The 23,377-nt window shown below is 66.5% G+C and carries 19 protein-coding genes, 2 rRNA genes and 1 pseudogene (1 of these 22 running past the window's edge); 7 read left to right on the top strand and 15 right to left on the bottom strand.

The window, feature by feature from the left end; all coding sequences use genetic code 11:
* Positions 1-6: 6 nt before the first annotated feature.
* On the bottom strand, positions 7-582 hold the full coding sequence (locus ACJ7VY_RS01155; protein WP_409476185.1) for a hypothetical protein: 576 nt from the start codon (positions 580-582) through the stop codon (positions 7-9).
* A 27-nt stretch (positions 583-609) separates the two neighbouring features.
* Complete coding sequence (locus ACJ7VY_RS01150) at positions 610-1,320, bottom strand: SURF1 family protein (protein ID WP_313232092.1); 711 nt, start codon at positions 1,318-1,320, stop codon at positions 610-612.
* A 57-nt stretch (positions 1,321-1,377) separates the two neighbouring features.
* Here ACJ7VY_RS01150 and ACJ7VY_RS01145 point away from each other — a divergent pair, with 57 nt between their 5' ends.
* Entirely contained in the window at positions 1,378-1,596 is a 219-nt protein-coding gene (locus tag ACJ7VY_RS01145; RefSeq protein WP_104937776.1) for a twin transmembrane helix small protein, read from the top strand.
* Positions 1,597-1,679: 83 nt separating this feature from the next.
* Here ACJ7VY_RS01145 and ACJ7VY_RS01140 read toward each other — a convergent pair whose 3' ends face one another.
* The 6 genes from ACJ7VY_RS01140 to ACJ7VY_RS01115 form a co-directional block, all read right to left on the bottom strand.
* Positions 1,680-2,555 carry a cytochrome c oxidase subunit 3 gene (locus ACJ7VY_RS01140; RefSeq protein WP_409476184.1) on the bottom strand — a complete coding sequence of 292 codons (876 nt, stop codon included), beginning with the start codon at positions 2,553-2,555 and terminating at the stop codon, positions 1,680-1,682.
* Between the two features lie 21 nt (positions 2,556-2,576).
* On the bottom strand, positions 2,577-3,164 hold the full coding sequence (locus tag ACJ7VY_RS01135; protein ID WP_161613967.1) for a cytochrome c oxidase assembly protein: 588 nt from the start codon (positions 3,162-3,164) through the stop codon (positions 2,577-2,579).
* Positions 3,161-3,295, bottom strand: coding sequence for a hypothetical protein (locus ACJ7VY_RS01130; protein WP_256363883.1), 135 nt, complete (start codon positions 3,293-3,295; stop codon positions 3,161-3,163). Before ACJ7VY_RS01130 ends, ACJ7VY_RS01135 begins: the two co-directional genes overlap by 4 nt.
* A gap of 11 nt (positions 3,296-3,306) precedes the next feature.
* Positions 3,307-4,917 (bottom strand): cytochrome c oxidase subunit I, encoded by a 1,611-nt coding sequence (gene ctaD / locus ACJ7VY_RS01125; RefSeq protein ID WP_104937773.1) that lies wholly within the window; start codon positions 4,915-4,917, stop codon positions 3,307-3,309.
* A 64-nt stretch (positions 4,918-4,981) separates the two neighbouring features.
* Positions 4,982-5,905: a cytochrome c oxidase subunit II gene (gene coxB / locus ACJ7VY_RS01120; RefSeq protein ID WP_409476183.1), complete on the bottom strand. Its 924-nt coding sequence runs from the start codon at positions 5,903-5,905 to the stop codon at positions 4,982-4,984.
* A 17-nt stretch (positions 5,906-5,922) separates the two neighbouring features.
* Entirely contained in the window at positions 5,923-6,396 is a 474-nt protein-coding gene (locus ACJ7VY_RS01115; RefSeq protein ID WP_161615605.1) for a DUF2244 domain-containing protein, read from the bottom strand.
* Positions 6,397-6,699: 303 nt separating this feature from the next.
* Here ACJ7VY_RS01115 and putA point away from each other — a divergent pair, with 303 nt between their 5' ends.
* A complete protein-coding gene (putA, locus tag ACJ7VY_RS01110; RefSeq protein ID WP_312347607.1) occupies positions 6,700-9,906 on the top strand; it encodes a bifunctional proline dehydrogenase/L-glutamate gamma-semialdehyde dehydrogenase PutA in 3,207 nt (1,068 codons plus the stop codon).
* An 88-nt stretch (positions 9,907-9,994) separates the two neighbouring features.
* Here the strand turns inward: putA and ACJ7VY_RS01105 are convergent, their stop codons facing one another.
* From ACJ7VY_RS01105 to ACJ7VY_RS01095, 3 genes are all read right to left on the bottom strand, one after another.
* On the bottom strand, positions 9,995-11,062 hold the full coding sequence (locus tag ACJ7VY_RS01105; RefSeq protein WP_409476182.1) for an AAA family ATPase: 1,068 nt from the start codon (positions 11,060-11,062) through the stop codon (positions 9,995-9,997).
* Positions 11,049-11,648, bottom strand: coding sequence for a nicotinamide riboside transporter PnuC (gene pnuC, locus ACJ7VY_RS01100; protein WP_409476181.1), 600 nt, complete (start codon positions 11,646-11,648; stop codon positions 11,049-11,051). Before pnuC ends, ACJ7VY_RS01105 begins: the two co-directional genes overlap by 14 nt.
* 121 nt (positions 11,649-11,769) lie before the next feature.
* Positions 11,770-13,149, bottom strand: a complete 1,380-nt coding sequence (locus ACJ7VY_RS01095) for an outer membrane protein transport protein (protein ID WP_104937768.1) — start codon at positions 13,147-13,149, stop codon at positions 11,770-11,772.
* 213 nt (positions 13,150-13,362) lie between these two features.
* Here ACJ7VY_RS01095 and ACJ7VY_RS01090 point away from each other — a divergent pair, with 213 nt between their 5' ends.
* Together ACJ7VY_RS01090 and ACJ7VY_RS01085 are read left to right on the top strand one after the other, a co-directional pair.
* Complete coding sequence (locus tag ACJ7VY_RS01090) at positions 13,363-14,055, top strand: rhomboid family intramembrane serine protease (RefSeq protein ID WP_104937767.1); 693 nt, start codon at positions 13,363-13,365, stop codon at positions 14,053-14,055.
* Between the two features lie 36 nt (positions 14,056-14,091).
* Positions 14,092-14,415 (top strand): DUF1820 family protein, encoded by a 324-nt coding sequence (locus ACJ7VY_RS01085; RefSeq protein WP_104937766.1) that lies wholly within the window; start codon positions 14,092-14,094, stop codon positions 14,413-14,415.
* A gap of 148 nt (positions 14,416-14,563) precedes the next feature.
* Here the strand turns inward: ACJ7VY_RS01085 and ACJ7VY_RS01080 are convergent, their stop codons facing one another.
* A complete protein-coding gene (locus ACJ7VY_RS01080) occupies positions 14,564-15,967 on the bottom strand; it encodes a S41 family peptidase (RefSeq protein WP_104940073.1) in 1,404 nt (467 codons plus the stop codon).
* Positions 15,968-16,081: 114 nt separating this feature from the next.
* The gene (locus ACJ7VY_RS01075) at positions 16,082-17,356 is read right to left on the bottom strand and encodes a murein hydrolase activator EnvC family protein (protein ID WP_321989789.1); all 1,275 of its coding nucleotides are present in this window, start codon (positions 17,354-17,356) and stop codon (positions 16,082-16,084) included.
* A 91-nt stretch (positions 17,357-17,447) separates the two neighbouring features.
* On the opposite strand from ACJ7VY_RS01075, the gene ACJ7VY_RS01070 reads away from it, so the two are divergent.
* The 3 genes and pseudogenes from ACJ7VY_RS01070 to ACJ7VY_RS01060 form a co-directional block, all read left to right on the top strand.
* A complete protein-coding gene (locus ACJ7VY_RS01070; protein WP_409476180.1) occupies positions 17,448-18,104 on the top strand; it encodes a hypothetical protein in 657 nt (218 codons plus the stop codon).
* Between the two features lie 59 nt (positions 18,105-18,163).
* On the top strand, positions 18,164-19,879 hold the full coding sequence (locus ACJ7VY_RS01065; protein ID WP_409476179.1) for a M28 family metallopeptidase: 1,716 nt from the start codon (positions 18,164-18,166) through the stop codon (positions 19,877-19,879).
* Between the two features lie 29 nt (positions 19,880-19,908).
* A pseudogene (locus ACJ7VY_RS01060) lies at positions 19,909-20,079 on the top strand (beta-ketoacyl-ACP synthase I); the annotation flags it as partial.
* A 496-nt stretch (positions 20,080-20,575) separates the two neighbouring features.
* Here ACJ7VY_RS01060 and rrf read toward each other — a convergent pair.
* Positions 20,576-20,690: ribosomal RNA gene (gene rrf / locus ACJ7VY_RS01055) — 5S ribosomal RNA — on the bottom strand.
* Between the two features lie 124 nt (positions 20,691-20,814).
* Positions 20,815-23,377, bottom strand: a 23S ribosomal RNA gene (locus ACJ7VY_RS01050); it runs 315 nt beyond the window's last position.

The following is a 23,377-nucleotide window of genomic DNA, read 5'->3' as shown; positions in this document are numbered from 1 at the left end:
TGGAACTCACTTCAGTTTCAACAGCCTGGAAAGATCGGTGCGCAGGCCGCCCGGGTCGAAGCCGGGCGCATAACGCAGGACCACGAAGCCGTTGGGATCGATCACGTAAACCGGGATGCCGGCGGGGTCGTCCACCCCCGGCAGTTTCGCGCGGAACGCTGGCGAGGCCTGCAGCACCTTGAGCGCCGGCGAGGCCACCACCTGTTCCGGCGGCGTGCCCAGCCACAATATCTCGACATTATCGGCGTTATGCCCGAACAGCCGCCATACGGTGTCCAGCTGCTGCGACAAAGTGACGCAGGCCGGCGCGCAATCGGCGGCCGGCGCCAGCACGATGCGCCAGTGGCGGGCGGCCGGGTTCCATGCATAGGCGCTGCCGTCGGCCAGCCGCAGCCGTTCCTGGCGCAGGTCCAGCGCCGGGTCGAACAGCTGCCCGTGGTTGCGGTTTACCTGCGGCATCCAGCCGGAGAAGCGCAGGATGCCCGCCAGCGCCATCGACCCGAAGAACAGGGCGAAGATGAGCAGCAGCACGCGGCGGCCGCGCTTGCGGATGACGAGTTGTTCCGGGGTCAGGGCATTCATGTGCGGCATTTTCCCATGGCTTGGCGTTCAGCGCCCGCGGCGGCGGACATGCAGCACGCCGGCGATCACCAGCACCGCCAGCGCCATGGCGAACCACTGCACCGCATAACCGAGATGGCGCGAAGGTGGCAGGGTATTGGGCAGCAGCTCCAGGTCGCGGGCGTAACCCAATGGCATGGCCGGATCCAGCCGCAGCACCTGGCCCGGTAACGCAGCGGCCGGCAGCTGCAGCTGCGTGGCGATGGCGGGAATGTCTAGGCGCGTGGCCAGCCACACCCGCGGCTGCGCGGTGGCCGCCAGCGCCGGCCCCAGCGCCAGGCCCGGTGACGGCGGGGGCGCCCACAGGCCCTGCACCTCGATCCGCCCCTGCAGCGGCACGATGGGCGGCAACCGGCGATCGCCCGGCAACGGCAGCCAGCCCAGGTCGACCAGCACCGCATTACCTTCCGCGCGCGCGGCCTGGTACACCTTCAGCCCGGGGCGGCCATCGCGCAGCTGGTTGTCCAGCAGCACCGTGGCGGGCAGGAACTCGAGCGTGTCGTGCACCCAGTGCAGCGTGGCCGGCGCGCGCATCGCCTGCGCCAGCGCCAGCCCGTGGCCGCGCTCCGGCGGCACCTGCGCCAGCAGCGCCTGCTTGTCATGCATGCGCTGCAACTGCCACGCGCCGAGCGCGCTGAACAGCGCGGCCACCGCCAACGCCAGCAGCCAGCCCAGCAGCCCCGTGTGCTGTCGCGTCATGACAACGGCGCCGCGAGCGGGTGAGATAGCAACGCCTTCCCACTCCTAGAGCCGTGCATGAATGATTCGCTGAAGACACTGCTGGTGATCGCGTTCCTGATCGTCATCGTCTGGAATCTTGGCGCCGGGCTGTACTACCTGATGATCGACCGCGGCCAGACCAAACGCACGGTCAATGCCCTGACCCGGCGCATCGTGCTGTCGGTGGTGCTGATCCTGCTGGTGATCTTGGGCATCTACAGCGGCTGGATCAGGCCGCACGGCGTCGGCGGCTGACACCGGGCGCGTCCATGAAGTGAACCAGGGAGCGATGCGCCGGGATCCCGTCCCGATGCCCCGCTCCCTGTCTTTTCTGCCGCTTACAGCACGTAGACGAACAGGAACAGCATCAGCCACACCACGTCGACGAAGTGCCAGTACCACGCCGCGGCCTCGAAGCCGAAATGGTTGTCGCGGGTGAAGTGGCCCTTGGCCGAGCGCAGCCACATCACGATCAGCATGATCGTGCCCAGCGCCACGTGCGCGCCATGGAACCCGGTGAGCATGAAGAAGGTCGAGCCATAGATGCCCGAGCCCAGGGTCAGGTTGAGCTCGCCGTAGGCATGCATGTATTCCTCGGCCTGGAAGAACAGGAACACGCAGCCCAGCAGCACGGTGGCGCCCAGCCAGATCAGCAGCTGCCGGCGGTTGCCGGCCTTGAGCGCGTGGTGGGCGATGGTCAGGGTCGCGCCGGAGCTCAGCAGGATCAGCGTATTGACCAGCGGCAGGCCCCACGCCGGGATGGTCTGGAACATACCGCCGATGCCGCCGGGGCCGTTGGTCGGCCAGGCCGCCGAATAGCCGTCCCAGAGGATTTCGTTGGTCGCCACGCCGTGGCCCTCGCCGCCCAGCCAGGGCAGGCCATAGACGCGGGTATAGAACAGCGCGCCGAAGAAGGCGCCGAAGAACATCACTTCCGAGAAGATGAACCAGACCATCCCCATGCGGAACGAGCCATCGACCTGGCGGTTGTAGTTGCCGCCGACCGACTCGCGGATGACGTCGCCGAACCACAGGAACAAGGTGAACACCAGCATCGTCAGGCCCACGAAGAAGGTCCAGCGGCCCCAGCTGGCGTCGTTGAGCCAGCTGGCCACTCCGACCATCAGCACCAGCATGGAAATCGAGCCGACGAAGGGCCAGCGACTCTGGCTCGGCACGAAGTAGACGTTGGCATCAGGCGTGTTATGGGCCATGGCTTGCTTCCGGATCCGTGGTCAGGGGGCCGCGTGCGACGAGCCGCCGGCCGAAGCCGGTGCCAGCTGCGCCGTCAGCGCGTCGTTCTTGAAGAAGGTGTAGGACAGGGTGATCGTGCGGACGTCTGCGGGCAGGTCCGGATCGACGATGAAACGTACCGGCATCTCGCGCTGCTCGCCGGCCTGCAGGGTCTGCGCGGTGAAACAGAAGCACTCGGTCTTGTTGAAATAGCCCGACGCGCGCGCCGGTGCCACCGAGGGCACGGCGCTGCCGACCAGCGCGTGGTCGCTGTCGTTGCGGGCGAAGTACAGCGCCTCGTTCAGCTCGCCCGGCACCACGTCCATGGTCAGCTTTTCCGGATGGAACGCCCACGGCAGCTTGGAATTGACCCCGCCATCGAACTCCACCCGCACCAGGCGCCTGCCGGTGGCGGATGCGGACGCGGCGGCCTGGCTGGCGCCACGCTCAAGGCGCACGCCGAACACCTTCTCGCAGGCGATGCGGTACAGCGGCACCAGCGAGAAGGTCAGCACGAACACGCCCAGCGCCACGCCGAGCAGCCGGACGATGCCGGCATTGCGTTCGGGCCGGGGCGCGGGCGTGGTCAATGCGCGAGTACCCCGGACAGGATGAAGCCGGCGTAGATCAGTACCGCGATCACGCCCACCACCAGCGCCGTGCGCCGCGAACGGCGGCGGCGCAGGGCCAGCTCATCGGGTTGCCAGTCGGGACGGCTCATCGTCGCGCGCCTCAATGGGTCACGTCGTCGTGGGCCAGGTCACCCGGCCGGATCACCGGCGGCACGGTGAAGGTATGCGCCGGCGCCGGCGACGGCACGGTCCACTCCAGGCCCTTGGCGCTTTCCCAGGCGCGCGCTTCGGCGCGCTGGCCGCTGCGCAGCGACGACAGCAGGATGGCGGCCATCAGGAACGGGGTGACGAACATGCCGAACGCACCGATCGAACTGACCAGATTCCAGTCGGCGAACACCGGGTTGTAGTCGGGGATGCGGCGCGGCATGCCGGCCAGGCCGAGGAAGTGCTGCGGGAAGAACAGCAGGTTGACGAACACCATCGTCCACCAGAAGTGCACCTTGCCCCAGAACTCGTTGTACATGCGCCCGGTCCACTTCGGCCACCAGTAGTAGACCGCCGCGATCAGCGCCAGCACCGCGCCGGTGACCAGCACGTAGTGGAAGTGCGCCACCACGAAATAGGTGTCGTGGTACTGGAAGTCGGCCGGCACGATGGCCAGCATCAGGCCGGAGAAGCCGCCGATGCTGAACAGCACCACGAAGGCGATGGAGAACAGCATCGGGGTCTCGAACGTCAGCGCGCCCTTCCACATCGTGCTGACCCAGTTGAACACCTTCACGCCGGTCGGGATCGAGATCAGCATGGTGGCGAACATGAAGTAGATCTCGCCGCCCAGCGGCATGCCCACCGTGAACATGTGGTGCGCCCACACGATGAACGACAGGAATGCGATGGCCGCGGTGGCGTACACCATCGCCTGGTAGCCGAACAGCGGCTTGCGGCTGAAGGTGGGGATGATCTCGCTGATCACGCCGAACGCCGGCAGGATCATGATGTAGACCTCGGGATGCCCGAAGAACCAGAAGATGTGCTGGTACATCACCGGGTCGCCGCCGCCGGCGGCATTGAAGAAGCTGGTGCCGAAGAACTTGTCGGTCAGCAGCATGGTCACCGCGCCGGCCAGCACCGGCATCACCGCGATCAGCAGGAACGCGGTGATCAGCCAGGTCCAGCAGAAGATCGGCATCTTCAGCAGGTCGATGCCCGGGGCGCGCATGTTGAGCACGGTAGCGATGATGTTGATCGCGCCCATGATCGAACTGATGCCGGCCACGTGGATGGCGAACACGCTGAAGGCGACGTTGTAGCCGCCCTGCAGCGACAGCGGCGGGTACATGGTCCAGCCGCCGGCGGGCGCGCCGCCGGGCAGGAACAGGGTCAGCAGCAGCAGCGTGAATGCCACCGGCAGCAGCCAGAACGACCAGTTGTTCATGCGCGGCAGGGCCATGTCCGGCGCGCCGATCTGCAGCGGGATCATCCAGTTGGCCAGGCCCACGAAGGCCGGCATCACCCCGCCGAAGATCATCACCAGCGCGTGCACGGTGGTCATCTGGTTGAAGAATTCCGGCTTCATGTGCTGAAGCCCGGGCTCCATCAGCTCCCAGCGGATCAGCACCGACATGAAGGCGCCGATGATGAACATCAGGAAGCTGAAAAGCAGGTACAGCGTACCGATGTCCTTGTGGTTGGTCGAAAAGAACCAACGCTCGAAGAAGCCTTGCTGGTGGCCGTGATGGTCGGAGTGGCCCACTGCGGAGTTCGCCATTGCAGCTATACCTCGTTATCCAGTTTCCAGGCATCGCGCCGGCAGCGGCCGGCGCGCGGCGGTATCAGGCGCCGGGCGCCGCGGCAGGCGCGGCCTCCGGCTGCGGGGCGTCGGTGGCGGGCGCCGGCTCGACGGCCGGGGCGGGTTCGGCGGCCGGCGCAGGCGCAGGCTTGCGCGAGGCCAGCCACGCCTTGAACTCGTCCTTGGACACGGCCTTGACCACGATCGGCATGAACCCGTGGTCCTTGCCGCACAGTTCGGCGCACTGGCCGCGGTACACGCCTTCCTGCTCGATGTTGGTCCAGCGCTCGTTGATGAAGCCCGGCACGGCGTCCTGCTTCCAGCCCAGCGCCGGCACCCACCAGGCGTGGACCACGTCGTCGGAGGTGATGACGAAACGAACCTTGGTATCGACCGGCAGCACCAGCGGGTTGTCCACGTCCAGCAGGTAGTGCGGGTCGGACGCCAGGGTCGGCACCGCGCCGCTCTGGCGCACCTCGTCGGACTTGCGGTCCAGGCGGCTGGTGAACGCCACGTCCTCGCCCAGGTATTCGTACTTCCACATCCACTGGTAGCCGGTGATCTTCACCGTCATCTCGGAATCGCGGGTGTCGTACATGGCGATCAGCTTGGCCGTGGCCGGCCATGCCATCACCACCAGGATGATGATCGGGATGACGGTCCAGATGATCTCGGCCTTGGTGTTGTGCGAGAACTGCGCCGCCACCGCGCCCTTGGACTTGCGGAACTTGACGATCGCATAGCCCATCGCGGCGAACACGATCAGGCCGATGACCGTGCATACCCACAGCGCCACCATGTGCGCGTCCCACGCCATGCGCGCGGTGTGGGTGACGCCCTTGCCCATGTTGAGCTGCCAGGGCTTGGGATCACCCGCCTGGGCCCATGCCATGGGTGCGGCCAGCGCCATTGCCGCCACCCCCAGACCCTGCCTGCACCACACTCCCCACCTGTTGCTTTGCTTCATTGCCTAGACCCTTGACGTCATCGGTTGCGGCCGTCACTGGCCGCGAGCAAGCCATCCAGCGTCGCCGCCAGTTCCCTGCGTTCGGCGGGCGCGAGGAGACTCCCCACTTCGACCCGCTTTCCGCTGGAGACCAGCACGACCCGTTCGTCCTCGATCACCAGGCGCACCCAGTACGGGTGGGCGCGGAAGACCGGCGGACATCCGGCTGCGGGAATCACCTCCACGCAGTCCGGTCCTACCCGGATCTCTTCCCGGCGTTCGCCGCTGCGCCAGGACGCGCGCAGGGCAGCTCCCACCAGGAAGCAATGCAATAGCGCGAAGACCGGGGCGAAAACGTTTCCAGACAGCCAACCCAGGCCTGCGGAGAACGCCATCAACCCTGCCAGCGCGACGAACAACAGGACGAACTGCCGGGCACTGAGCGCCCGTGGGGGATGCAGCACCAGCTGCGCACGTGAGTCGCCTTCAACCTGCCGAAGCATCTCGATCATGTCGCAACCGCGTCCGTACCGCGGAAAACGGCTTCGATGGTAGCCCCGCCCAATCACCCCGGCAAGCTCTCATTCATCATTGTTGTGATTGCTGCACCGCACACTGGATCGGCCGCCGGCTGAAACGACATCGGCAGAAAATTTGCCGGATTCAGCACAAAAAGACTCCGTGCCGCCTGTTTCCCCGAATCGCCCATCCACCAATGGTTTTGCCACCCCAACGGGGCACCGGCGAGGGCTGGGAAATTTGACGCAAGGGATTAAAATGGCCGAATCCCAACGTGTCCCGACGTGGTCATGCCCATGAATGCAACACCCTCCGCCCAGGCCGCCACGGCGCGGCCGCTGCTCTCGCCCGAACTGCCCCCGCCACCGGCCGCACTGCGCCAGGCCATCACCGATGCCTGGCTGAAAGACGAAACCACCCATGTGCGCGAGCTGCTGGAACAGGCCCGCCTGCCGGCCGACGAACAGGCACGGGTCCAGGCCACCGCCGCCGACCTGGTGCGCCGGGTGCGTGCCCGCGCCCGCAACCAGGGCGCGATCGAGGCGTTCATGCGCCAGTACGACCTGGGCAGCGAGGAGGGCGTGCTGCTGATGTGCGTGGCCGAGGCGCTGCTGCGCATCCCCGACCAGGAAACCGCCGACAAGCTGATCCGCGACAAGCTCGGCGAGGCCGACTGGAAGCGGCACATGGGCCAGTCCGATTCGGTGCTGGTCAATGCCTCGACCTGGGGCCTGATGCTGACCGGCCACCTGGTCGACCTGGCCGACGACACCAAGCGCGACGTGCACGGCGCCTTCAAGCGCCTGATCGGCCGCGTCGGCGAACCGGTGATCCGCCTGGCCGTGCGCCAGGCGATGAAGATCATGGGCCACCAGTTCGTCATGGGCCGCACCATCGACGAGGCGCTGGCGCGCTCGCACAAGGGCGACAACGGCAACTACCGCTATTCCTTCGACATGCTCGGCGAAGGCGCGCTGACCATGAAGGACGCGCTGCGCTACCTGGAAGACTACCGGCGCGCGATCCATGCCATCGGCACGGACAACCTGGCACGCGGCGGCAGCGCCGATGGCGACGTGACCCGTTCGCACGGCATCTCGATCAAGCTCTCGGCGCTGTACCCGCGCTATGAGCACGCCAAGCGCGAGCGGGTGCTCGCGGACCTGGTGCCGGGCGTGCTGGAGCTGGCGCAGCTGGCCAAGTCCTACGGCATCGGCTGCACCGTCGACGCCGAGGAAGCCGATCGCCTGGAGCTTTCGCTGGACATCATCGAACGGGTGGTCAGCGATCCTTCGCTCAAGGGCTGGGAAGGCTTCGGCATCGTGGTGCAGGCCTACCAGAAGCGCACCCCGTACACGATCGACTACCTGGCCGACCTGGCCCGCCGCATAGGCCACCGCCTGCAGGTGCGGCTGGTCAAGGGCGCCTACTGGGACGCGGAGATCAAGCGCGCGCAGATCGATGGCCTGCCCGGCTACCCGGTGTTCACCCGCAAGCAGAACACCGACGTGTCCTACCTGGCCTGCGCCAGGCGGCTGTTCGGCCACAGCGACGTGCTGTACCCGATGTTCGCCACCCACAACGCGGCCACCATCGCCGCGGTGAAGCAGATCGCGCAGGGCCGCACCTACGAGCACCAGAAGCTGCACGGCATGGGCGACGACCTGTACGCCGAAGTGATCCCGGCCAACCGCCTGGGCGTGCCCTGCCGCGTCTACGCGCCGGTCGGTTCGCACGAGGACCTGCTGCCCTACCTGGTGCGCCGCCTGCTCGAGAACGGCGCCAACTCCAGCTTCGTCAACCGCATCACCGACGAGGACGTGTCCATCGACGAGCTGATCCGCGATCCGGTCGAGGCCGTGTCCTCGTTCGCCTCCATCCCGCACCCCAAGATCCCGCTGCCGGTCGACCTGCTGCGCAGCCAGAACCACGACAGGAACAACTCCATGGGCATCAACCTCGCCAACGACAACGCACTGCGTGCCCTCGCCGGGCAGCTCAACGCCGCCGTCAAGCCGTGGCAGGCCGCCCCGCTGGTGCCCGGCGCCACGCCCGCCGGCGCCAGCGTCGCGGTGACCAACCCGGCCGACCACCGCGACGTGGTCGGCCACTGGCAGGCCGCCGACAGCGCAACCGTGCAGCAGGCGCTGGCCAACGCCGTCGCCGCACAGCCTGCCTGGAACCGCACGCCGGCCGCCAGCCGTGCCGCGATCCTCGAGCATGCCGCCGACCAGCTGGAAGCGCGCATCGCCGAGTTCATGGCGTTGTGCGTGAAGGAAGCCGGCAAGAGCCTGCCGGACAGCGTCGCCGAAGTGCGCGAGGCGGTGGATTTCCTGCGTTACTACGCCAAGCAGGCGCGCGAGCAGTTCGGTCACGCCGAAACGCTGCCGAGCCCCACCGGCGAGAGCAACGAGCTGCAGCTGCACGGCCGCGGCGTGTTCGTCTGCATCAGCCCGTGGAACTTCCCGCTGGCGATCTTCCTGGGCCAGGTCAGCGCCGCGCTGGCCGCCGGCAACAGCGTCATCGCCAAGCCGGCCGAGCAGACCAACCTGGTCGGTTACTACGCGGTCAAGCTGCTGCACGACGCCGGCGTGCCGGCCGAGGTGCTGCAGTTCCTGCCGGGCGACGGCGCCACCGTCGGCGCCGCGCTCACCGCCGACCCGCGCGTGGCCGGCGTGGCGTTCACCGGCTCGACCGAAACCGCCCGCGCCATCAACCGCGCGATGGCCGCGCGCGACGCCGCCATCGGCGTGCTGATCGCCGAGACCGGCGGCCAGAATGCCTTCATCGCCGACTCCTCGGCGCTGCCGGAGCAACTGGTCAAGGACGCGATCGGCTCGGCCTTCACCTCGGCCGGCCAGCGCTGCTCGGCCGCGCGCGTGCTGTTCGTTCAGGACGACATCGCCGACAAGGTGATGGGCATGCTGGCCGGTGCCATGGCCGAACTGAAGGTCGGCGACCCGGGCGAGCTGTCCACCGACGTCGGCCCGGTGATCGACGCCGACGCACTGCGGATCCTCGAGCAACACGCCGTGCGCATGGATGCCGAAGCCCGCCTGATCGCCACCGCGCCGCTGTCCGACGCCACTGCCCACGGCACCTTCTTCGCCCCGCGCGCCTACGAGCTGAAGGACCTGGGCCAGCTGCACCGGGAGATCTTCGGGCCGGTACTGCACGTGATCCGCTGGAAGGCCGACCAGCTCGACGCGGTGATCGACCAGATCAACGCCACCGGCTACGGCCTGACCCTGGGCGTGCACTCGCGCATCGACGAGACCGTCGAGCGCATCGCCTCGCGCGTCAACGTCGGCAACGTCTACGTCAACCGCAACCAGATCGGCGCGGTGGTCGGCGTGCAGCCGTTCGGCGGCCAGGGCCTGTCCGGCACCGGCCCGAAGGCCGGCGGCCCGCACTACCTGCTGCGCTTCGCCACCGAGAAGACGGTGACGGTCAACACCACCGCCGCCGGCGGCAACGCCTCGCTGCTGACCCTGGGCGACTGATTGCCGGCATGTCCCCGTGAACGAAAAACCCCGCGCAGGCGGGGTTTTTCGTGCTCTACCGGTCGCGCCGGGCCATGCCTGGCGACGATCATGCCGCCACGCTGAACCGGCTGTCCGCACGCTTGGCCAGCGCGTCCCGCACCGTCGCGATGCGCGTTTCCAGGTCGCCCTGCAGCAGCACGTACTGGGCACCCCGCGCCTGCAGCTCGCGCACGTACCACGCATGCTGCTGCGCGCGGAATGCCTCCCCCAACCGCGTGCCGTCCTGGTCGAACGGAATATCCGGCGCGCACAGGAACAGCAGGTCATATGGCCGCAGTGCAGCCCGCTGCAGTGCCTCCGGTGCCGTACCAAACATCCAACCGCTGTAGCCCAGCGTCACCCACGGCGTGGTATCGCAGAACAACCAGCGATACGCGCGCCGCGCGGCCTCGTCTTCGTGTTGTGGCTGTGTCATTGCGATGCGAAGCAGATCCTCCGGCTTCAGTTCTCCTCCCTGCCGCTCCCATAACGTGCGGCCATATTCCGGCACCCAGGCGGTCTGCAGATGCTCGGCCATCATGCGCGCCAGCGTGGTCTTCCCGGTGGACTCGCCACCAATGAATGCCACGCGCTGCACGTAGGCCGCATATACCTCGGCGGAAAGGCTGTGCCGATGTGCATGTGGATCGGCACGCAGCTGCGTGCCGCTGGCCTGTCCGACATCATGCGTACGCTCCAGCCGTTCATGACGCACCGGCGCGTTGAAGCAGGCCGCCAGCGTGTCGGCAAAGCCATCGCCGTAGTCCTCGCCCGTGAATACCGCCTGCACCGGACCATCAAACAGGTGCTGGCACAGCCAGGCGGTAAACATGCGCTGCACCTGCTCGCTGTCGCTGTCCTGCGGCAACACGCGCGGCGGCAGCCCGTGTTCGGCACACAAAGCTGCCAGCCGCGCATCATCCAGTACCACCACCGTCGCCAGGGGGAAGCGCGCACGCAGCCAGCGCTCGCGACGCGCAGCGCTGTAGCCGGCAAAGCCCGGCTGCGACCAGCCGATCACCAGCAACTGCTGGCAGCGCGTGGAGGCAAAGTTGATCAGTCGTTCATGGCCGAGGTGCAGTGGGCAGAACTTGCCCACCACCAGGCCGCGCTCGGCCCGCTCAGGCAGCGGCATGGGCCGCCTTTGCCTCATCGCGCATCAGATGCCGCCAATGGCGCAGCGCCACCAGCGCATTGAGCCAGAAGCCTACGTAAAGGATCGAGGTCAGGTGCAGGCCGCGGCTGTAGTACAGCGGTACCGCGATGCTGTTCACCAGCAGCCACAGCCACCACGACTCCAGCTTGCGCCGCATCATCAGCAGCTGCGCGATCACGCTCAGCACCAGCACGGCAGAGTCGACATACGGTGCATAGGCGTTGGTCAGACGGGTCAGCATCCAGCCGTAGCCGAACGTGGCCAGCACCGCCAGCGGCGCCAGCCAGGCCCATGCACGCGGTCGCAACGAGGTGATCGGCAGCGGCGCACCATGGTCGCCACGCAGCCACTGCCACCAGCCCAGCACGCTGATCGCGACGAAGAAGAACTGCAGCACCATGTCCGCGTACAGGTGCGACCGCTGGAACACCAGCGCGAACAGCGCGCAGCCGACAATACCCAGCCACCAGGTGTGTACGTTGTTGCGGCCGGCCAGCAGGATCGAACCGGCGACGGCGATGTTGGCGGCCAGCTCCAGCTGGAAGGCGGGGTCGGACAGGTTCATGCCGCATTGTCGCCCGTCGTGCGCCGCGGGGCGACGGTACGCGCGGCAATGCGCCGCCCACGAAAGCGAAGGGCCCCGCTTGCGCGGGGCCCTCCGGTCAGTCGTACCAGGCGTGCCCGGATCAGAACTTGTAGTTCATCGACGCGGCCAGGATGTCGCCACCGACCTTGTACTTGCCCTGCAGCACGTTGCCGGTGCTGCTGGTGGCGTTGATCGCCGGGTCGTTGGTGAACAGGTGGGTGTAGCCGAAGTTGAACTCGGTGTTCTCCTTCGGGGTCCAGCCCAGGCCGAACGACAGCCACTTGCGGGTCACGTCCGGCACGCGCACGTCGCGGTGGCCGTAGGTGGTCGGGGTCTCGTCATAGGCCACGCCGCCACGCAGGGTGATGGTGTCGGACAGCTTGTACTCGGTACCGATCGAGCCGAAGGTGGTGTCCTTGTAGCCGAACACCAGCACGTTGTCCGGCTGGTTCGATGCGAAGTCCACGGTCACCTTGTCGAACGCGGTGGCCCAGGCGGTGCGCGACACGTCGCCCATCACCGTCCAGCGGTCGTTGACCTTGTGGGTCACGCTCAGGGTAGCCGAGGCCGGCAGGGTCACCGTGGCCTTGCCGCTGGTGTCGACGAACAGGCCCTTGGCCGCCAGGCCCAGTACCGCGTCGACCTTGCCCGGGACATCGAAGCGGGCCTTGCCGCCGGTGATCTTGTGCTCGACCTTGGAGCGATAGCTCAGCGCGATGTTGGTGTTCTCGGTCGGGCTGAAAGTACCGCCGATCACGTAGCCGACGGCATTGTTGTTGCCTTCGACGGTGGCGTAGCCATCGGCGCTGCCCGGCACCAGGCCCAGCGCCGCGCTGGCGCCCTTGCTGGAGCTATAGGCCACGGCGCCGAAGTCCACGGCATTGGCCAGCTCGATGGTCAGGTGCTCGACGAACACGCTGGCGCCGAAGGACACGTACGGGTTGACGTCATAGGAGAACGCCGCGCCCAGGTCGACCGCCTTCAGGTCGGTCTTGGTGCCGTGGTAGCGGCCCACCCAGTCGCGGTCGTATTCGGTCTTGAAACCGAACGGCGCGGTCAGCGACAGACCGAAGTGCATGTTGTCGTTCTCGCCGAACGGCACGTGGAAGTACGCGGCCGGAACCGGGGCGATCATGCCCGCGTCGCCGCCGTTGCCGCCGGAGATCGGGGTGCCCTTGCCAGCGCCGGTCGGGCCGGCGTTGCGGGCGCTGTAGACGTCTTCCATCTTGGCCGAGAAGCTGATCGCGCTCAGGTCGGCCTGGAACTGGCGGCCGTCGAGCAGGCGCATCGAAGCCGGGTTGGTGGCGATCACCGAAGCATCGCCCCAGGCGGAGCTGGAACCGGCGAAGGCGCGGCCCAGGCCCTTGGCGCTGTTTTCCTTGAGCTGGAACGCGGCGGCGTCGGCGTGGCTGAAAGCCAGGGCACCGGCAATGCCGACAGCCAGGGCGGTGACGCGTGCGAGGGTGGAAGCGGTATGCATGTTGGAAGCTCTCTCCGTAGGCCAAAGGTGATTCGTTGTGCGCCTGCACCCGGTGCCGTCGAACGGCCCTGCGGTGCGCCGGATTCCCCTCCCGACATACGACGCCGTATGCAGTATCCATCAAGCTTGTTAACTAAACAATAACGCCCCCGCATTCATTTCCTTCGGCTCCATCACCCTGTCCGGCCCCGCACGGGGTAGGCTTCCGCGTCCATGTTCGTTTCCATTCCCTCCCGCGACAAACCCGGACTCCGCTGGGCGGTGCCGCTGCTGTTCGCGGCGATCTGGCTGGCCTTCCTCTGGTCGATCTCGCGACCGGACGAGGCCCGGCGTTCGCTGTGGATGGACTGGGGCGCGCTGTCCACCGGCCTGGGCAATCCCCAGGACTGGTGGGCCGCACTGCGCGACGGCAGCGTGCTGCGCCTGTTCACCGCGCTGTTCCTGCACGCGGACTGGTCGCACCTGCTGGGCAACCTGGTGTTCCTGCTGATCTTCGGGCTGCCGGCCGAGCGGGTGCTGGGGCCGTGGCGGCTGTTGTTGCTGTTCCTGCTGGGCGGTGCCGCGGCCAACCTGGCGGCGCTGTACGCCATGGGATCGCCCGACCAGATCATCATCGGCGCCAGCGGCGCGGTGTCGGCGCTGCTGGGGGCCTACCTGGCGCTGTTCCCCGGCGCGCGGCTGGGCGTGGTGCTGCCGCTGGGGCTGTTCCTGGAGTTCGTCCGCGCACCGGCGTATCTGTTGATCGGCGTGTGGGCGGCATTGCAGATCGTCTTCGCCTACATCGGCCCCAGCTTCGGCATGGTGGCCTGGTCCGCGCATCTGTCCGGCTTCCTGTTCGGCATTGTCTACGGGCTGTACGTGCGCGCGGCCATCGCCCGGCGGCTGCGCAAGCGCCACGGGTTCTAGCAGCCGCCGGCTCCGCGTGCTCTCTATAATCGCGCCATGAGCAGCAAGCCCCTGTACAAGATCACGTTCCTCAACCACGGCAAGGTCTACGAGCTGTATGCCCGGCGCGTGGGCAGCAGCCACCTGTGGGGATTCAACGAAATCGCCGAGCTGGTGTTCGACCTGCACGACGGGCTGGTGGTCGATCCCACCGAAGAGCGCCTGCGTGAGGAGTTCGCCGACACCAAGGTGCTGCACCTGCCGATGCAGAGCATCGTGCGCATCGAGGAAGTGGAAAAGAAGGGCCAATCGGCCATCCGCGATGCGGCCACCGGCGAGAAGGTGGTCACCCCGTTCCCGATGCCCGCCAAGCCACGCTGAGCACCGGCTGCGGGATCATCGCCGCGGAATTGGCGGCACGCGTGCAGCACGCCCGGCCGCGCGCCGCTGCTGCCTTTCCATTGCCGGGCTTGCCGCGGCGCGCACCGGCGATTGACACGCAGGCCCCGCGGCGCGCGGGGAACGCGCGCTATTTGCCGCCGTCGGCCGCCTCCGGCCTGGCAGGCACGTTGACGCCCGCCGGCGCAGGCGCTGCCGGCGGCTTCACCGGGACATCCGGCCGTGCCGCGGCCGCGGGCCGGGCAGCGAGCGAGCCCGGTCGCTTGAGCTCACGCAGGGCCGAGCGCACCGGCCCTTCGCCCGGCAACACGACGCCGGTCGCGACGCCGCTGGTCTCGTCGTCGCCACGCAGGTGGCCCGGCAGCTTGGCCTCGCTGAAATCGGCGATGGCAGCCGGCACGTCCTTGTCCGTGGTGCCCGGATCCGGGGTCAGTTCCACGTCCGGTACGATGCCGGTGGCCTGGATCGAACGTCCGCTGGGCGTGTAGTAACGCGCGGTGGTGAGCTTTACCGAGTCGCCGTTGTCCAGCGGCAGCACGGTCTGCACCGAGCCCTTGCCGAACGTGCGGCTGCCGACGATGCGCGCACGCTGGTTGTCATGCAGCGCACCGGCCAGCACTTCCGAAGCACTCGCCGAACCGGCATCCACCAGCACTACCACCGGCGCGCCCTTCATCAGGTCGCCGGGCGTGGCCTCGAACCGGGCATCGCTGACCGAGATGCGGCCGCGCGTGCTGACGATCCCTCCCTTCTCCAGCAGGTCGTCGGCAACCTGCACCGCCGCGGTGAGCAGGCCGCCCGGATTGCTGCGCAGGTCCAGCACCAGGCCCTTCAGCTTGCCGCCGGCCTGCGACTGCAGCTGCGCGAGGTGCTTCTGGAAGTCGGCGCCGGTATCGGCCTGGAAGGTGCTGATGCGCACATAGCCATAGCCCGGCTCGAGCATCCGGCTGCGCACGCTGGTGACGCGGATGGTCTCGCGGGTGACGGTCACGTCGAACGGCTTTTCCTCGCCGCGCTCGATGGTCAGCACGACCTTGCTGCCGGCGGGACCGCGCAGCGGTTCCATCGCCTCGAACGCACTGATCGGCTTGCCGTCGATGGCCACGATCAGGTCGCCGGCGCGCAACCCGGCCCGCGCGGCGGGCGTTTCGTCGATCGGCGACACCACCTTGAGCGCACCGTCCTGCTGCAGCAGCTCGACGCCGATGCCCTCGTAGGCGCCCGTAGCCTGCTCATCGAAGGCCTGCGCGTCTTCCTTGTCGAAATAGGTGCTGTGCGGATCCAGGTCCAGCAGCAGGCCGCGCACCGCCGACTGCATCAGCTTCTTGTCGTCCACGGGGTCCACGTAGGCCGCGCGCACCGCGTTGTATACCGCGACGAAGCGGCGGATCTCGTCCAGCGGCACCCGCGAGGTGACCGACTCCTGGGCATCGGGGTCGTCCGCCTTGGGCGTCTTGTCCGGGGCGCCCTGCGCCAGGCCGACGGCCGGCGACAGTGCGAACAGCAGGGCAGCAGCAAGGCCGGCTACACGCATGAACCACTCCATGAAAACGGATGCGCACCATGCGCGTCGGACCGATTATGCGCGAACACCGGTGGAATTCACGTTGAACGCGGCCGCCGCCGGGGGCGCCCGCTCAGCCGCCGCTCACTGGCGCTGCAGCCAGGTACCCGGGTCCACCGGCTGGCCGTTGCGGCGCAGCTCGAAGTAAAGCGCCGTCACGCCCTGGCCACCGGAGTTGCCGACCCGTGCCACCGCCTCGCCGCGGCGCACCCGCGCGCCCGAATCGCGCAGCAGGGTGTCGTTGTGGGCATACAGGCTCATGTAGCCATTGCCGTGGTCGACGATCAGGATCATGCCGTAGCCGGTCATCCAGTCGGAGAAGACCACCGTGCCGTCGGCAACCGCGGTCACCGTGGTGCCGGGCGGGGCGCCGATCAACACCCCGTTGCTGGTGCGGCCATCCGGCAGGCGCCCGCCGTAGCGGGCCAGCAGGTTGCCGGACAACGGCCAGCCCAGCCCGCCGACCTTCGGTGCCGGCGCATTCGCGGTGACCCGCGGCGGCACCTTGCCGGGGGTGGGCCGTGCCGTCCCGGTGGCCGCCTGGCGCGACTGCTCGGCGGCGGCACGGCGCGCGGCCGCCTTGCGCTCGGCCTCGGCGCGTGCGGCCGCCGCGCGCAGGCTGGACAGCAGCTGCTCGAGCGCCCGCGCGTCCTTGCCCAGCACCTTCTCCCGCTCGCTGCGGTCCTGGTAGCGCTGGTCCAGCTCGGCCGCCAGCTGCGCGCGCCTGCGCCGGTCCTCGGCCAGCGCCGCGGCCTGCTCGCGCTGCTGCGCGCGTGCCTGCTCCAGCTCGCGGCTGCGCGCCAGGATCTCCTGTTCGTTCGCTGAAAGTGCCTGGAGATCGCCGGCCAGCGAGGCGATGGTCCGCGCCCGCTCACGCTGCAGGTAGCGGTGATAGGCCAGTTCGCGGTTGGCGTCGGCCACGCGGTCCTGCGACAGCAGCAACTTCAGCGGGGCATGGTTGCCCAGCCGGTAGGCGCCGCGCAGCAACGCGGCAAGCTGCTCGCGCTGCCGCGACAGGTTGGCTTCAAGCGTGGCGCGGCGTTGCTGCAGCCCGGCCAGTGCCTGCTGTTCGCGGCGCATCGCCGCCTCGGTGTCGGCCACCGCCCGGCCGCTGCGGGCCACCTTCTGGTCGGCCTCGCGCAGCCGCCGCGACGCCGCTTCCCGCTCGGCCTGCAGGCGCTGCCGCTCCTGGGCCACGTTCTTGAGTTCGCCGCGTACCTGCTGCAGCTTCTTTTCCGCATCGCGCGGGGTGTTCTGCGCCGGCGCGGACGGCACCAGCAGCGACAACCCCAGCAGGCAGCCGGCGGCCCAGGCCGGCGGTGCCGGGAAGCGGGCGGGCGGGCGGCGGGAGGGTCGCAAGGGCATTCCAGTGACTTCAGGCAGATGCGGATTGTATCCAGCCATGGTGCCATCCCGGCTCGCCCACAGGAAATCCCGACGGAGACCCGCGATGAAACGATTCCTTCTTCTGCTGGCCCTGGGCCTGGCCAGCCCACTGGCGATGGCGTTCGACGACATCAGCAAGGTGAACGGAAGCATCCGTACCGACTCCGGCACCGCCTACCGCGACCTGGACACCGTCAATGGCAGCATCCACCTCGCCAAGGGCGTGCAGGCACGCAGCGTGGAAACCGTCAACGGCAGCATCAATGCCGACGACAACGTGCAGGCGCGCAGTCTGGAGACGGTGAACGGCGCGGTGCGTGCCGGACGCGGGCTGGTCCTCTCCGGCGACGTGGAAACCGTCAACGGCAGCATCTTCATCGACCAGGGTGGACGCATCGGCGGCGGCGTGGAAACCGTCAACGGTGGCATCGGCCTGGTCGGGACCGAGGTCGGGCGCAACATCGAAACGGTGAACGGCGACATCACCGTCGGCATCGGCTCGCATGTGAAGGGCGGCATCCGCGTGACCAAGCCGTCGTTCAGCCTGTCACTCACGCCCCCGCGCAAGCCGCGGGTGATCATCGGCCCCAACGCGAAGGTCGACGGCCCGCTCAACTTCGAGCGCGAAGTGACGCTGTACGTGCACGACAGCGCCTCCATCGGCCCGGTCAGCGGCGCCACCGTGCGGCGCTTCGACAGCGAGGCCGCGCCGAAGGATTGAGCGCTTCGCGGCAGGCTTGCCTAGAATCGGGCTTCCCCTTTCATCCGGAGCCCGGTTCCATGCCCCGCAGATTCCTGTTGTGCCTCGCCGCGGGCGCGGCGCTGGCCGCGTGCCGGCAAGAGGCCACGCCGCCGCAGGCGCCGGTGCCCGCCCCCGCGCCGGGACATGCATTCTCCACCGGCATCAACGCCGCGGACTTCGCCGAACTGGTGAAGACGCTGGCTTCGGATGCGTTCGAAGGACGCGCGCCAGGCAGCCGCGGCGAACAGCTGACCGTCGACTACATCCGCGACCAGATGCAGCGCATCGGCCTGCAACCGGGCAACGGCGACAGCTGGTTCCAGGAAGTGCCGATGACCGAGACCATCGCCGATCCCGCGACCGTGCTCACACTCGTGCATGGCGACGCCCGGCGCACGCTCGCCTTCGGCAGCGACATGGTGGTCGGCACCCGCAGCGGCCAGCCGGAAGTGCGGATCGACGCCAGCGACATGGTGTTCGTTGGCTACGGCGTGGATGCGCCGGAACAGGACTGGAACGACTATGCCGGCCAGGACTGGAAGGGCAAGACCGTGGTGATGTTGGTCAATGACCCCGGCTTCCACGCGGGCGATGCACGCCTGTTCGAGGGCAAGCGCATGACCTATTACGGGCGCTGGACCTACAAGTTCGAGGAAGCCGCGCGCAAGGGCGCCACCGCGGCGCTGATCGTGCATGACACCGCGGGCGCGGCTTACGGCTGGGACGTGGTGCGCAGCTCCTGGGGGGGCGCGCAGTACGACCTGCCGGCTGCCGAAGACAAGGAGCCACGCCTGCAGGCGCAGGGCTGGCTGAGTGCGGAAGCGGCACGGCAGCTGTTCGCCGATGCCGGGCTCGACCTGGACAAGGCCTATCGCGATGCCGGCAGGCGCGGCTTCAAGCCGGTACCGCTGCGTACCACGCTGTCGCTCGACCTGAAGAGCAGCATCGCGGAGAAGAAGTCGCGCAATGTCGTGGGCGTCCTGCCCGGCAGCAGGCGCGCCGACGAGGCCGTGCTTTACATGGCGCATTGGGACCACCTGGGCAGGCACGCGGACCAGGCACACGACGCGCAGGCCGGCGACGACATCTACAACGGTGCCGTGGACAACGCCACCGGCGTAGCCGGCATCCTCGAGATCGCCGACGCGATGGTCCACCAGCAGCCGGCGCCGGAGCGCTCGGTGGTGTTCCTTGCGGTGACGCTGGAGGAGTCCGGCCTGCTCGGCTCGCAGTATTACGTCAGCCATCCCACCTTCCCGCTGGACAAGATCGCCGGCGTGATCAACATCGACGCGATGTCGGTCAATGGCCGCGCCCGCGACATGACCGTCACCGGCTATGGCAGCTCGGAGCTCGAGGACATCCTCAAGCCCCTGGCGGCGGCGCAGAAGCGGACCCTGCACGCGGAGTCGTCGGTGCAGAGCGGCTTCTATTTCCGCTCGGATCATTTCAACTTCGCCAAGGCCGGCGTACCGGCGCTCTACGCTGGCGGCGGGGTGGATCTTCTGGATGGCGGGGTCGAGGCCGGCAGGAAAGCCGCTGAAACCTACGCCCGCGACCGTTACCACAGTCCGCGCGACGAGTACGACGCTGCCAGCTGGAAGCTCGACGGCACCCTGCAGGACCTCGAACTCCTGTACGGCGTCGGTCGCGAACTGGCGGGCGGCGACAGTTGGCCCAACTGGTACGAAGGCAACCCGTTCAAGGCCAACCGCGATCGCATGATGCAAAGCCGGCGCATGGCCAACGACTGATCCGCATCGGTCGTGCACCTGCACGGCCGGTGATGCGCGACGGTTTCATGGCCGGCTCAGCAAACATCACCACGCTGGACCCGCGCGCGGAGGGTTTTCCGATCCTGCGTTCGACGCAGGAAGCGCGGTTGGAGAGGGTGATGTCGAACCGTTTTGGTTTTGGGGGTACGAACGCGACGCTGGTGTTCGGGCGGGTGTGATCTTCGCGTTCTGGCGGCAGTGATGGAAGCAACGGCGCCTTTTGGCGCCGTTGTCGTATGTGGGCGGCGGGCAGGCTCAGGCAGGCAACGACCTGACAGCCGATCCAAGCGGGCATGCCCGCGGCAGGATTGGTCAGCAGCGATGCCGGCTGTGTGCGGTTGTCGCGTTCGCGTCCCGTTTGATCCTGCGGGACGCATCGCAGCCGGCAGCCGGCTGTTCCCGGCAAGCGGGCTGCAGGCGCCGTGCTGTGCGGCGACGGACAAGCCAGGTGAGGCGCTGTCCCTGCGCGCGGCCTGCTGTCACGCCTTACGACACCGGCGCCCCTGAGCGCCGTTGTTTCCTCTTCCGCCGCCGGCCCACGCGTTACCGGGTGGTTTTCCGGCGGTGGGTCTCACGGATTCCGGCGTGGCCGGGGCCGGGCCGAGCCGAAGGATTTTCGATTGAGCAAAAAAGCAAACCCCCGCTGCGTGAGCAGCGGGGGTTTGGGGGTAAAGCCCCTGGCGATGACCTACTCTCGCATGGCTTGAGCCACACTACCATCGGCGCAGCTGCGTTTCACTTCCGAGTTCGGGATGGGATCGGGTGGTTCCACAGCGCTAATTTCACCAGGGAGAGGGTTGGAGGGTCGCTATCCGTTGGAGCAGGATAAAGCGCCAGCCTCTCGTAGGTCTTGTGACGTAGCGTGCACTTGGGTCTATCGACATGTCATGTCGGCCAAGGCAACTTGAGGTTATATGGTCAAGCCACACGGATCATTAGTATCAGTTAGCTCAACGCGTTGCCGCGCTTACACACCTGACCTATCAACCACGTAGTCTACATGGTTCCTTCAGGGGGCTTGTGCCCCGGGAAGTCTCATCTTGAGGCGCGCTTCCCGCTTAGATGCTTTCAGCGGTTATCGCTTCCGAACATAGCTACCCGGCAATGCCACTGGCGTGACAACCGGAACACCAGAGGTTCGTCCACTCCGGTCCTCTCGTACTAGGAGCAGCCCCTCTCAAACTTCCAACGCCCATGGCAGATAGGGACCGAACTGTCTCACGACGTTCTGAACCCAGCTCGCGTACCACTTTAAATGGCGAACAGCCATACCCTTGGGACCGACTACAGCCCCAGGATGTGATGAGCCGACATCGAGGTGCCAAACACCGCCGTCGATATGAACTCTTGGGCGGTATCAGCCTGTTATCCCCGGAGTACCTTTTATCCGTTGAGCGATGGCCCTTCCATACAGAACCACCGGATCACTAAGTCCTACTTTCGTACCTGCTTGATCCGTCGATCTTGCAGTCAAGCACGCTTATGCCTTTGCACACAGTGCGCGATGTCCGACCGCGCTGAGCGTACCTTCGAGCTCCTCCGTTACTCTTTAGGAGGAGACCGCCCCAGTCAAACTACCCACCATACACGGTCCCCGACCCGGATAACGGGCCTAGGTTAGAACGTCAAGCACGACAGGGTGGTATTTCAAGGATGGCTCCACTGCAGCTGGCGCCACAGTTTCATAGCCTCCCACCTATCCTACACAGACGAACTCAACGTTCAGTGTAAAGCTATAGTAAAGGTTCACGGGGTCTTTCCGTCTTGCCACGGGAACGCTGCATCTTCACAGCGATTTCAATTTCACTGAGTCTCGGGTGGAGACAGCGCCGCTGTCGTTACGCCATTCGTGCAGGTCGGAACTTACCCGACAAGGAATTTCGCTACCTTAGGACCGTTATAGTTACGGCCGCCGTTTACTGGGGCTTCGATCAAGAGCTTCGCCTTGCGGCTGACCCCATCAATTAACCTTCCAGCACCGGGCAGGCGTCACACCCTATACGTCCACTTTCGTGTTTGCAGAGTGCTGTGTTTTTGATAAACAGTCGCAGCGGCCTGGTCACTTCGACCATCGCCAGCTATAGCCCGCATGGGCCACCGGCAATGGTGCACCTTCTCCCGAAGTTACGGTGCCATGTTGCCTAGTTCCTTCACCCGAGTTCTCTCAAGCGCCTGAGAATTCTCATCCTACCCACCTGTGTCGGTTTACGGTACGGTCTGCGTAAGCTGAAGCTTAGGAGCTTTTCCTGGAAGCGTGGTATCAGTGACTTCGTCTTAAAGACTCGTCTCGGTGCTCGGTCTTGAAGGATCCCGGATTTGCCAAAGATCCAAACCTACCGCCTTTCCCCAGGACAACCAACGCCTGGTACACCTAACCTTCTCCGTCCCTCCATCGCACTTACGCGAGGTGCAGGAATATTAACCTGCTTCCCATCGACTACGCATTTCTGCCTCGCCTTAGGGGCCGACTCACCCTGCGCCGATTAACGTTGCGCAAGGAAACCTTGGGCTTTCGGCGTGCGGGTTTTTCACCCGCATTATCGTTACTCATGTCAGCATTCGCACTTCCGATACCTCCAGCAAGCTTCTCAACTCACCTTCACAGGCTTACGGAACGCTCCTCTACCGCGCATAACAAAGTTATGCACCCCAAGCTTCGGTTCTGTGCTTAGCCCCGTTAAATCTTCCCCGCAGACCGACTCGACCAGTGAGCTATTACGCTTTCTTTAAAGGGTGGCTGCTTCTAAGCCAACCTCCTGGCTGTCTGTGCCTTTCCACATGGTTTTCCACTTAGCACAAAATTTGGGACCTTAGCTGTGGGTCTGGGTTGTTTCCCTTTTCACGACGGACGTTAGCACCCGCCGTGTGTCTCCCATACAGTCCGTCTCGGTATTCGGAGTTTGCAATGGTTTGGTAAGTCGCGATGACCCCCTAGCCATAACAGTGCTCTACCCCCGAGAGGATACATATGAGGCGCTACCTAAATAGCTTTCGAGGAGAACCAGCTATCTCCGGGTTCGATTAGCTTTTCACTCCTAATCACACCTCATCCCCTACCTTTGCAACGGGAGTGGGTTCGGGCCTCCAGTGCGTGTTACCGCACCTTCACCCTGGGCATGACTAGATCACCCGGTTTCGGGTCTACTGCCCGCGACTATGCGCCCTTATCAGACTCGGTTTCCCTTCGCCTCCCCTATACGGTTAAGCTTGCCACGAACAGTAAGTCGCTGACCCATTATACAAAAGGTACGCAGTCACTCTTTCGAGCTCCTACTGCTTGTACGCACACGGTTTCAGGTTCTATTTCACTCCCCTCTCCGGGGTTCTTTTCGCCTTTCCCTCACGGTACTGGTTCACTATCGGTCGGTCAGTAGTATTTAGCCTTGGAGGATGGTCCCCCCATGTTCAGACAGGGTTTCACGTGCCCCGCCCTACTCGTCTTCACTGGAATGGCCCTTTCAAATACAGGGCTATCAC

The organism is Stenotrophomonas sp. Y-13, assembly GCF_046267925.1.
Lineage (GTDB): Bacteria > Pseudomonadota > Gammaproteobacteria > Xanthomonadales > Xanthomonadaceae > Stenotrophomonas > Stenotrophomonas acidaminiphila_A.
Note: the sequence above shows the minus strand (reverse complement) of the source record. Positions and strands in the feature narration are given on the sequence as shown.

Coding starts and splice junctions, on each gene's coding strand:
- ACJ7VY_RS01155 (WP_409476185.1), bottom strand. CDS start 582: ATGAATGCCCTGACCCCGGAACAACTCGTCATCCGCAAGCGCGGCCGC.
- ACJ7VY_RS01150 (WP_313232092.1), bottom strand. CDS start 1,320: ATGACGCGACAGCACACGGGGCTGCTGGGCTGGCTGCTGGCGTTGGCG.
- ACJ7VY_RS01145 (WP_104937776.1), top strand. CDS start 1,378: ATGAATGATTCGCTGAAGACACTGCTGGTGATCGCGTTCCTGATCGTC.
- ACJ7VY_RS01140 (WP_409476184.1), bottom strand. CDS start 2,555: ATGGCCCATAACACGCCTGATGCCAACGTCTACTTCGTGCCGAGCCAG.
- ACJ7VY_RS01130 (WP_256363883.1), bottom strand. CDS start 3,295: ATGAGCCGTCCCGACTGGCAACCCGATGAGCTGGCCCTGCGCCGCCGC.
- ctaD (WP_104937773.1), bottom strand. CDS start 4,917: ATGGCGAACTCCGCAGTGGGCCACTCCGACCATCACGGCCACCAGCAA.
- coxB (WP_409476183.1), bottom strand. CDS start 5,905: ATGAAGCAAAGCAACAGGTGGGGAGTGTGGTGCAGGCAGGGTCTGGGG.
- ACJ7VY_RS01115 (WP_161615605.1), bottom strand. CDS start 6,396: ATGATCGAGATGCTTCGGCAGGTTGAAGGCGACTCACGTGCGCAGCTG.
- putA (WP_312347607.1), top strand. CDS start 6,700: ATGAATGCAACACCCTCCGCCCAGGCCGCCACGGCGCGGCCGCTGCTC.
- ACJ7VY_RS01105 (WP_409476182.1), bottom strand. CDS start 11,062: ATGCCGCTGCCTGAGCGGGCCGAGCGCGGCCTGGTGGTGGGCAAGTTC.
- pnuC (WP_409476181.1), bottom strand. CDS start 11,648: ATGAACCTGTCCGACCCCGCCTTCCAGCTGGAGCTGGCCGCCAACATC.
- ACJ7VY_RS01095 (WP_104937768.1), bottom strand. CDS start 13,149: ATGCATACCGCTTCCACCCTCGCACGCGTCACCGCCCTGGCTGTCGGC.
- ACJ7VY_RS01090 (WP_104937767.1), top strand. CDS start 13,363: ATGTTCGTTTCCATTCCCTCCCGCGACAAACCCGGACTCCGCTGGGCG.
- ACJ7VY_RS01085 (WP_104937766.1), top strand. CDS start 14,092: ATGAGCAGCAAGCCCCTGTACAAGATCACGTTCCTCAACCACGGCAAG.
- ACJ7VY_RS01080 (WP_104940073.1), bottom strand. CDS start 15,967: ATGCGTGTAGCCGGCCTTGCTGCTGCCCTGCTGTTCGCACTGTCGCCG.
- ACJ7VY_RS01070 (WP_409476180.1), top strand. CDS start 17,448: ATGAAACGATTCCTTCTTCTGCTGGCCCTGGGCCTGGCCAGCCCACTG.
- ACJ7VY_RS01065 (WP_409476179.1), top strand. CDS start 18,164: ATGCCCCGCAGATTCCTGTTGTGCCTCGCCGCGGGCGCGGCGCTGGCC.